The organism is Aeromonas sp. HMWF017 (genome assembly GCF_003061465.1).
GTDB lineage: Bacteria > Pseudomonadota > Gammaproteobacteria > Enterobacterales > Aeromonadaceae > Aeromonas > Aeromonas veronii.
The window spans coordinates 15,746-25,074 of sequence record NZ_QAJD01000155.1; the positions used below are offsets into that span (position 1 = coordinate 15,746).

A 9,329-nucleotide genomic window follows, 5' to 3' on the forward strand; every position below is an offset into this window, starting at 1 on the left:
CTTTGGCCGTATCGGCCGCCTGCTGGCCCGCCTGCTGATCGAGCGCACCGGCGCCGCTAATCCACTGCGCCTGCGTGCCATCGTGGTGCGTGGCGGTCGCGACGGGGATCTGGAGAAACGCGCCAGCCTGCTGCGCCGCGACTCGGTGCATGGCCCCTTCAACGGCTCCATCGAGGTGGATGTGGAGCGCAGCGCCATCATCGCCAACGGCACCTTTATTCAGGTGATCTACGCCAACAGCCCGGCCGACATCGACTACACCGCCTACGGCATTCACGATGCGCTGATCGTCGACAACACCGGGGTCTGGCGCGATGAAGCAGGCCTCTCCGAGCACCTGAAAGCGCGCGGTGCCGGCAAGGTGTTGCTGACCGCTCCCGGCAAGGGAGAGATGAAGAACGTGGTGTTCGGGGTCAACCACGAGGTCATCGGGCCGGATGACAGGATTATCTCCGCCGCCTCCTGCACCACCAACGCCATCACCCCGGTGCTCAAGGTAATGCAGGAGCGGTACGGCATCCGCCACGGCCACGTGGAGACGGTCCACTCCTACACCAACGATCAGAACCTCATCGACAACTATCACAAGGGGGAGCGCCGCGGTCGCAGCGCCGCCCTCAATATGGTGATGACCAGCACCGGCGCCGCCAAAGCCGTGGCCAAGGCGCTGCCCGAGCTCAAGGGCAAGCTGACCGGCAACGCCATCCGGGTACCGACCCCCAACGTGTCGCTGGCGATTATCAATCTGTCGCTGGAGCAGGCCACCGATCGGGAGAGCCTGAACGCCTATCTGCAACAGATGGCGCTGAGCTCGGCCCTCCATCGCCAGATCGACTTCAGCGCCAGCACCGAGCTGGTCTCCTCCGACATGGTGGGTTCCCGTTATGCGGGCATCGTCGACTCCCAGGCGACCATCGCCGAGGGGGATCACTGCGTGCTCTACGTATGGTATGACAACGAGTTCGGGTACAGTTGTCAGGTAGTGCGGGTGATGGAGCAGATGGCTGGCGTAGTCCGCCAGGATCTACCTGCATAGCCCGCCAGGATCTGCCGGGCTGACCCCGAAGTTTATGGCTCAATAGTTCAAGGAGAAGGCCGGATGTCGTTTCAACAGGGTGAGTTTTTGCAAGCAATCAGGCAGATGCCCGCAGAGGTGTACGAGCGGCTCAAGACCGCAGTCGAGCTGGGCAAGTGGCCAGATGGCAAGCCCCTCACCGACGAGCAGAAGGCCACGTCGCTGCAAGCCGTGATGGCCTGGCAGGCGATGCACCTCGACAACCCGGAGCACATGAACATCGGCCGTGACGGCGAGATCGTGATGAAGAGCAAGAGCGAGCTCAAGCGTCAGTATCGCGACGAGGAAGAGATAGTCCGGGTCGACCTCAACCACTGAGCCGGACCCGGCAGGCCGCTTGCGGCGGCCACAACAGAGAGGGGAGCCATAATGGCTCCCCTCTTTTTTCCTATCTATGCAGGATGACTCATCCCCCTCATCCCCAACCCTTCTCCCGCCAGGGGAAAAGGGAGCAGGCTCGTACCTGCGGACAGTGAGCGGGCCACCAGCCGGCGAGCTTCATGGCAAGCCTCGTGGCCAACAGCACCTCGATCTATCCCCTCTCCCGCCGGGAGAGGGCTAGGGTGAGGGCCGCAACGCTCAGGGAGTCAGCTCCCCGCGCAGCGACTGCTGCATCAGCTCGCGAATGCGGTGGGAGGGCAAGTCCTGGCTCAGCAGGAAGTGCAACTTGGTGAGCGCCGCCTCAGCGGTCATATCAAAGCCCGAGATAACCCCGGCCCGCGACAGGGCGTTGCCGGTAGCATAACCACCCATGTTGACCTTGCCGTGCAGGCACTGGCTCAGGTTGACGATGATGACGCCGCGGGCCGATGCCTCGGAGAGCAGCGCCAGCATGGCCGGGTTCTGCGGCGCATTGCCGACCCCGAACGAGAGCAGGATCAGCGCCTTCACCGGCTGTTGCAGGATGTTGGCGATCACCTCGCTGGAGATACCCGGATAGAGGGTCACCACGCCGATCGGCTGGGGGGTGATGTCGTGCAGCACCAGCGGGCGCTCGGAGGGCACGCCCAGCTCGCCCGCTTCCAGCGAAATCGCGATCCCGGCGTTGAGCAGCGGCGGATAGTTGGGCGAATCGAAGGCGTGGAAGCCATCGGCGTGCACCTTCTTGCTGCGGTTGCCGCGATAGAGCTGGTTGTTGAAGAACAGCGTCACCTCGTGGATCGGGTAGTTGGCAGCAATATAGAGGGCGTTGAGCAGGTTCTGCTGACCGTCGGAGCGCAGCTCGGCGAGCGGGATCTGGGAGCCGGTGATGATGACCGGTTTGTGCAGATCTTCCAGCATGAAGGAGAGCGCCGAGGCGGTGAACGACATGGTGTCGGTGCCGTGCAGAATGACGAAACCGTCGTACTTGTCGTAGTTGTCGCGAATATCCTCGGCGATGCGCTGCCAGTCCGCCGGGGTCATGTCGGAGGAGTCGATGAGAGGGGCATATTCGTGGATATGGTAATCCGGCATCTCGGGACGATGGAATTCGGGCATCCGCGCCAGACAGTCTTCCATAAAGCCCGCCATCGGCACATAACCGTGGTCGGAACGCTGCATCCCTATGGTGCCGCCTGTGTAGGCGATGTAGATGGACTTCTTCACACCCTCTCCTCTCTGTGGGCCGAAAACCCGCGAATGATAAACCATGCGGGGCGAACCGGCTGCTCGGATCCCGTCCGTTTCCGCCGCGGGCTGGAAACCGGCGAATTATAGAGACTGACGCCCCAAATGACAGCCGTTCTCTGCTCCTTTTCGGCGTTTAGTTGCCATACCTCAATGGTGTTAAATTTCACAATAAGACACTAAAACGAGCATTAATACGACAAAGATGGAATTAAACGATGCTTTTTGCTACAATCCGCCGGATTTTACTAAAATCTCATCTGGATGCCTGAGCATTTCAGGCCCGCACAAGCCCCATATTTGCTGGGGCGGGGAGATGTTTCCCCTTCTTTGCTGGCACATTAAGCCACACTGTTTTTATCCCGGCTGAATCTGTGAGTCTTCACCCCGAAGGCACAGCCAATCAACATGGGAGTACTGAATGTTACAACTTGATTCCTACGCAACGCTGGTCGCTGCCACTCTGGTATTGCTGCTTGGCCGGGTGTTGGTTACCCGAGTCGGGCTGCTGCGTACCTTCAACATCCCCAAACCGGTAGCCGGCGGCCTGGTGGTCGCGCTGGTACTGCTGCTGCTGCGCTCCACCCTGCAAATGGAGCTGCAATTTGATACCAGTCTGCAAACCCCGCTGATGTTGGCCTTCTTCGCCTCCATCGGTCTTTCCGCCGATCTCGCCAGCCTGAAACGCGGCGGCAAGGCGGTGGTTACCTTCCTGATGGTGGTCACCGGCCTGCTGCTGGTGCAGAACAGTCTGGGTGTCGGTCTGGCGACCCTGCTCGGTCTGGATCCCCACATGGGGCTGCTGGCAGGCTCCATCACTCTCTCCGGCGGCCACGGCACCGGGGCTGCCTGGAGCGCTACCTTCTCCGAGAAATACGGCGTGCAATCCGCCGCTGAGCTCGCCATCGCCTGTGCCACCTTCGGTCTGGTGCTGGGCGGCCTGATCGGTGGCCCGGTGGCTCGCTATCTGGTGAAGAAAGTGCAGGTGCCCGGTGAGGAGCACAATCAGGATGAGGCCCCCCAAGGCTTCGAAATGCCTGATATGGAGCGCCCCCTCACCACTTTCAGCGTTATCGAAACGCTGGCGCTGATCGCCATCAGCCTCAAGGGCGGCGAGCTGCTCTCTGCTTCCCTCAAAGGGGGCGCCTTCGAGCTGCCGATCTTTGTCTGCGTGCTGTTTGTCGGCGTGCTGCTACGCAACGTCCTGACCCTGCTGAACTGGCATGAAGTGAGCGATCGCGAGGTCTCCCTGCTGGGCAACGTCAGCCTGTCGCTGTTCCTCGCCATGGCACTGATGAGCCTGAAATTGTGGGATCTGGCCAGCCTGGCGCTGCCCATCTTCATTCTGCTGGCCGCCCAGACAGTGGCGATGGCGCTCTACGCCATCTTCGTCACCTTCCGGGTCATGGGCAAAAATTACGATGCAGCCGTGCTGGCGGCAGGTCACTGCGGCTTTGGCCTGGGGGCCACACCGACAGCCATCGCCAACATGCAGGCCATTACCCAGCGCTTCGGTCCCTCCCACCTGGCGTTTCTGGTGGTGCCCATGGTGGGCGCCTTCTTTATCGACATCATCAACGCCATGGTGATCAAGCTGTTTATGGCGATGCCATTCCTGTAATTCCCTTTCCGTCAGACGTATATGATCAGAGCCCACCTTTCGGTGGGCTCTTTGTTTGTTATCGACTCGCCAGCTGACGCAGGCAGAGCCGGGGCTCGTATCCGCCATCAAGGTGACCCGCAAGCAACTCAGTAAACCCGAAGTCCCCACATCCCGCACTCCTCCGAACAACAAAAAGCCCCGCACTCGACAGAGGGCGGGGCTTGTTTATCTCAGCCGGAATAGGCCGTGAGTTGCACCTTACAGGATAAAGGTCGACACCTGCTGGTTCAGGTCAGCTGCACGCCCTTTGAGGCTGTGGGCCTGATCCAGATCGCGCATGGCGGCGGCGGTGATCTCGTCACTCACATCCTTGATGGCGGTGGTGTTTTGGGTGATCTCGCCGGTCACCTGAGTCTGCTCCTCGGCGGCAGTGGCGATCTGACCCGCCATGTCGGAGATGAGGGAGATGGCGCTGGTGATCTCTTCCAGCGCGCGCACCGCCTGATCGGCATCCTGCACGCTGTTGTCCGCCAGCCCCTGACTGGTCTGCATCAGGCTTACCGCACGGGCAGTGGTCTGCTGCAGGGTCTCGATGGTGGACTGGATCTGCTGGGTGGAGTCCTGGGTACGACGTGACAGCACCCGCACCTCGTCAGCCACCACCGCAAAACCACGCCCCTGCTCACCGGCGCGGGCCGCTTCAATGGCCGCGTTCAGCGCCAGCAGGTTGGTCTGCTCGGCAATCCCCTGAATGGTGGAGAGGATGCTGGTGATGGCCTGCGCGTGGCGGCTCAGCTCGCCGATCACCTCGGTCGCCTGCCCCACCTCTTCGGCCAGACCATTGATGGACTGGCGGGTCTTGTTGACCAGCATCTTGCCCTGCTCACTGCTCTGGGCAGATTGCTGAGCTGCGGCGGCGGTGTTCTCGGCGTTACCGGCGATCTCCATGGTGGCGCTCGCCATCTCTGTAACCGCCGTGGCGACCATGGTCACCTCCTGCTGCTGACGCTGCAGCTCGTCCACCGCGGCCTGGTTGGTTACCAGACTGCGCTCGGCATCGGCGTTCAGCTCGTTGGCCAGCTGGCGGATATTGCCGATCAGCTGATGCTGGCTGCCGACGAAACGGTTGAAGCTGTTGGCCAGTTGGCCCACTTCGTCGTTGGCGTCGATCTTGATGCGCTGGGTCAGATCACCGTTACCATCGGCAATGCGGGCCAACGCCTGGGAGACCTTGGTGAGCGGGCCAAGCAGCATGCTGACCAGCCAGGAGATAGCGAGGATGCTACCCACCAGCACCAGCAGCGCCATCCCCAGCTGGGTCATCAGCAGGGAGGAGAGCGGCGCTTCCAGCGCGGCCTTGTCCAGCACCAGCACCAGTTCCCAATCGGTGTCGGGGATATCAGCCGCCCACAGCAGCTTGTCGCGACCTTCGCTGTCGAAATAGGCCGGCACCAGATCCTTGCTCGACTTGCTCTGCTCGATCAGCGCATTGGTCAGATCGTTGTCGATCTCGCTGGCCGGTTTCATCGCCTTGGCGGCATCCTTGTAGGCGATGATGGTGCCATCCTTGTGCATCATGATGGCGAAACCGTCGGCAGGCAGCTGCATCTTGGTCACGTCTTCCACCAGCGAGGCGATGGAGAGGTCACCACCGACGACCCCGCCAGAAACCGGCTGGGCCAGCGTCACCACCATGATGTTGTAAGCCACGTCGAGATAGGGCTTGGTGACAATCAGGCCACCTTTGCTCATCGCCTCCTGATACCAGCCACGGGAGCGCGGGTCGTAGCCATCGCGGTTGATGGAGGGATCAGAGTCATTCATCTTGCCGCTGCTCTCACCGAAATAGGTGAGCTGGAAACGGCCGGAAACTTGTGCCTGTTGCAAGGCATTGAGGGGGTCTGCACCGGCCTTGTTGCCGAGCGCCTGGATCACGTCGCGACGGGCGGCGAGCCAGTCGCTGACACGCTCGGCCTGCTGGGTACCCAGCCGTTGCAACTGCTCCTGGCTGCCTTGCAGCAACAGGGACTTCTGGCTGCTATAGCTCTGCCAGGAGAGCAACAAAATCACCAACGAAAGGGCGATCACCACTGACAACAGTATCTTCTGCTTGAGTGACAGGTTTTTCATCATGTGTTCTTCTTATTGAGGTGAGGAGCGGGTTTTTCCCTAAATTGCACAACACTACACGTAGTCATTAGCGACCCGAATGGCCAAAACTGAACCTGAAAATGGGTCGGCGGGCGATATTTTCTACCGAGGTGGAGAAAAGTGCACCAGAAATTGACGGCATGAGCCGCACAAGCCAAGGCAACCCTGTTTATTCCTTCCACAATTGGCTAGAATATCCCGTTTTTAAATCACATCGACCCTGAGAGTTTTCACGATGTTCGAAGTTAATCCCGTATTAAATAAACTTAAGGAGCTGTCTGAGCGGACCGAGCTTCTTAGGGGGTACCTTTGACTATGACGCCAAGAAAGAGCGTCTAGAAGAGGTCAACGCCGAGCTGGAACAGCCGGACGTATGGAATGAACCCGAGCGCGCACAGGCGCTGGGCAAAGAGCGCGTTGCGCTGGAAAACGTGGTCGGCACCATCGACACCCTGACCCAGGGCGTGGATGACGTCGAGATGCTGGTGAGCCTGGCCGTGGAAGGGGAAGACGAAGAGACCTTCAACGAAGCCATCGCCGAATCCGAACAGCTGGAAGCCAAGCTGGTGGATCTCGAGTTCCGCCGCATGTTCTCCGGTCAGCACGACGGCTCCGACTGCTATATCGACATCCAGTCCGGCTCTGGTGGTACCGAAGCACAGGATTGGGCCAACATGGTACTGCGCATGTACCTGCGCTGGGGCGATGCCCACGGCTACAAGCCGGAGCTGATTGAATGCTCCGAAGGCGACGTGGCCGGCATCAAATCCGCCACCATCAAGTTCACCGGCGAATATGCGTTCGGCTGGCTGCGTACCGAAACTGGCGTACACCGTCTGGTTCGCAAGTCCCCGTTCGATTCCGGTGGCCGCCGTCACACCTCCTTCTGTTCTGTGTTCGTCTACCCCGAGATCGACGACGATATTGATATCGAGATCAACCCGGCGGATCTGCGGATCGACGTCTACCGCGCCTCCGGTGCCGGTGGTCAGCACGTTAACCGAACCGAATCCGCGGTGCGTATTACCCACGTTCCGACCGGTGTCGTGGTACAGTGCCAGAACGACCGTTCCCAGCACAAAAACAAAGACCAGTGTATGAAGCAGCTGAAAGCCAAGCTCTACGAGCTGGAAATTCAGAAGCAGAACGCTGAGAAACAAGCCCTGGAAGAGACCAAGTCTGATATCGGTTGGGGCAGCCAGATCCGTTCCTATGTGCTGGATGACTCCCGTATCAAGGATCTGCGCACCGGCGTCGAAACCCGTAATACCCAATCGGTGCTCGACGGTGACTTGGACAAGTTTATCGAAGCCAGCCTGAAATCAGGTCTGTAAACAAGCAGGAATCACCATGTCTGAACAAACCATCACTCCGGAAGTCGACCAAACTCTCGAACTCAACAACGAGATGACCGAGCGTCGTTCCAAGCTGGCCGCCCTGCGCGCCCAGGGTAATCCTTTCCCCAACGACTTCCGTCGCGACAGCCTCTCTGGCGATCTGCACGCAGAGTTCGACGACAAGAGCGCCGAGGAGCTGACGAGCCTGGGTAAACGGGTGAAGATTGCCGGTCGCATCATGACCCGCCGGATCATGGGCAAGGCTTCTTTCGCCACCCTGCAGGACATGGCCGGCAAGATCCAGGTCTACGTCACCCGTGACGACCTGCCGGAAGGTTTCTACAACGAGCAGTTCAAGAAGTGGGATCTGGGCGACATCGTGGGTGTCGAAGGTACCCTGTTCAAGACCCAGACCGGTGAGCTCTCCGTTCACGTTTCCGATATCCGCCTGCTGACCAAGGCGCTGCGTCCGCTGCCCGAGAAGCACAAAGGCCTGACCGACCAGGAAGCGCGCTGCCGCCAGCGCTACCTGGATTTGATCGCCAACGAAGAGTCCCGCAAGACCTTCATGATCCGCACCCAGGTGGTTGCCGGTATCCGTAAATTCTTCAATGAAAAGCGCTTCATGGAAGTGGAAACCCCGATGATGCAAGTCATCCCGGGTGGAGCCTCCGCGCGTCCGTTCGTCACTCACCACAATGCGCTGGACATCGATATGTACCTGCGTATCGCTCCGGAGCTCTACCTGAAGCGTCTGGTGGTCGGTGGTTTCGAGCGTGTCTACGAGATCAACCGCAACTTCCGTAACGAAGGTATCTCGGTTCGTCACAACCCCGAGTTCACCATGATCGAGTTCTACATGGCCTACGCCGACTACATCGATCTGATGGACCTGACCGAAGAGTTGCTGCGCACCCTGGCACAGGACATTCTGGGCGACACCAAGATCCGTTACGCCAAAGAGGGCGAAGAGGGCCTGACCATCGATTTCGGTCAGCCGTTCCAGCGCCTCACCATGGTCGAGTCCATCCTGAAGTTCAACCCGGATGTGACCCTGGACGATCTGGCTACCCTCGAGAGCGCCAAGGCCGTTGCCAAGCGTCTGCACATCGAGCTGATGAAGGGTTGGGAGCTGGGCCACGTGATCACCGCGATCTTCGAAGAGACCGTGGAGCACATGCTGCTGCAACCGACCTTCATCACCGAGTACCCGGCTGCCGTTTCTCCGCTGGCTCGCCGCAACGACGTGAACCCGGACGTAACCGACCGCTTCGAATTCTTCATCGGTGGCCGCGAGCTGGCCAACGGCTTCTCCGAGCTGAACGATGCAGAAGACCAGGCCAAGCGCTTCCAGGATCAGGTTGATCAGAAAGAAGCTGGCGACGACGAAGCCATGTTCTACGACGCCGACTTCGTCACCGCGCTGGAACACGGCCTGCCGCCGACTGCCGGTCAGGGTATCGGTATCGACCGTCTGGTCATGCTGTTCACCAACAGCCACACCATCCGCGACGTGATCCTGTTCCCGGCCTTGCGTCCGCAGAAGTAAGGTTCA

At 60.0% G+C, this 9,329-nt stretch carries 7 protein-coding genes; 5 read left to right on the forward strand and 2 right to left on the reverse strand.

Annotated elements, in window-relative coordinates:
• On the forward strand, positions 1–1,036 hold a 1,036-nt coding region (locus DBR30_RS16845; protein WP_258224470.1), incomplete at its 5' end, for a glyceraldehyde-3-phosphate dehydrogenase.
• A gap of 63 nt (positions 1,037–1,099) precedes the next feature.
• Positions 1,100–1,393: a YeaC family protein gene (locus DBR30_RS16850; protein WP_011707127.1), complete on the forward strand. Its 294-nt coding sequence runs from the start codon at positions 1,100–1,102 to the stop codon at positions 1,391–1,393.
• Between the two features lie 261 nt (positions 1,394–1,654).
• Here the strand turns inward: DBR30_RS16850 and ansA are convergent, their stop codons facing one another.
• Positions 1,655–2,662, reverse strand: coding sequence for an asparaginase (gene ansA / locus DBR30_RS16855; RefSeq protein WP_005354141.1), 1,008 nt, complete (start codon positions 2,660–2,662; stop codon positions 1,655–1,657).
• Between the two features lie 442 nt (positions 2,663–3,104).
• Between ansA and gltS the strand changes: the two genes are divergently transcribed.
• Entirely contained in the window at positions 3,105–4,304 is a 1,200-nt protein-coding gene (gene gltS / locus DBR30_RS16860) for a sodium/glutamate symporter (RefSeq protein WP_005348115.1), read from the forward strand.
• Positions 4,305–4,544: 240 nt separating this feature from the next.
• Here the strand turns inward: gltS and DBR30_RS16865 are convergent, their stop codons facing one another.
• Positions 4,545–6,416, reverse strand: a complete 1,872-nt coding sequence (locus DBR30_RS16865; RefSeq protein WP_108588445.1) for a methyl-accepting chemotaxis protein — start codon at positions 6,414–6,416, stop codon at positions 4,545–4,547.
• A gap of 256 nt (positions 6,417–6,672) precedes the next feature.
• Here DBR30_RS16865 and prfB point away from each other — a divergent pair.
• A protein-coding gene (gene prfB, locus DBR30_RS16870) for a peptide chain release factor 2 (protein ID WP_100645262.1) occupies positions 6,673–7,771 on the forward strand; the annotation gives its coding sequence in 2 pieces (ribosomal slippage) (positions 6,673–6,747 and positions 6,749–7,771; 1,098 coding nt in all).
• Between the two features lie 16 nt (positions 7,772–7,787).
• Entirely contained in the window at positions 7,788–9,323 is a 1,536-nt protein-coding gene (gene lysS / locus DBR30_RS16875; protein WP_005335201.1) for a lysine--tRNA ligase, read from the forward strand.
• The last annotated feature ends 6 nt before the right edge of the window (positions 9,324–9,329 follow it).

Bases quoted from the DNA above. Each gene is read 5' to 3' on its own strand.
- gltS (WP_005348115.1), top strand. From the start codon at position 3,105: ATGTTACAACTTGATTCCTACGCAACGCTGGTCGCTGCCACTCTGGTA.
- lysS (WP_005335201.1), top strand. From the start codon at position 7,788: ATGTCTGAACAAACCATCACTCCGGAAGTCGACCAAACTCTCGAACTC.
- DBR30_RS16865 (WP_108588445.1), bottom strand. From the start codon at position 6,416: ATGAAAAACCTGTCACTCAAGCAGAAGATACTGTTGTCAGTGGTGATC.
- DBR30_RS16850 (WP_011707127.1), top strand. From the start codon at position 1,100: ATGTCGTTTCAACAGGGTGAGTTTTTGCAAGCAATCAGGCAGATGCCC.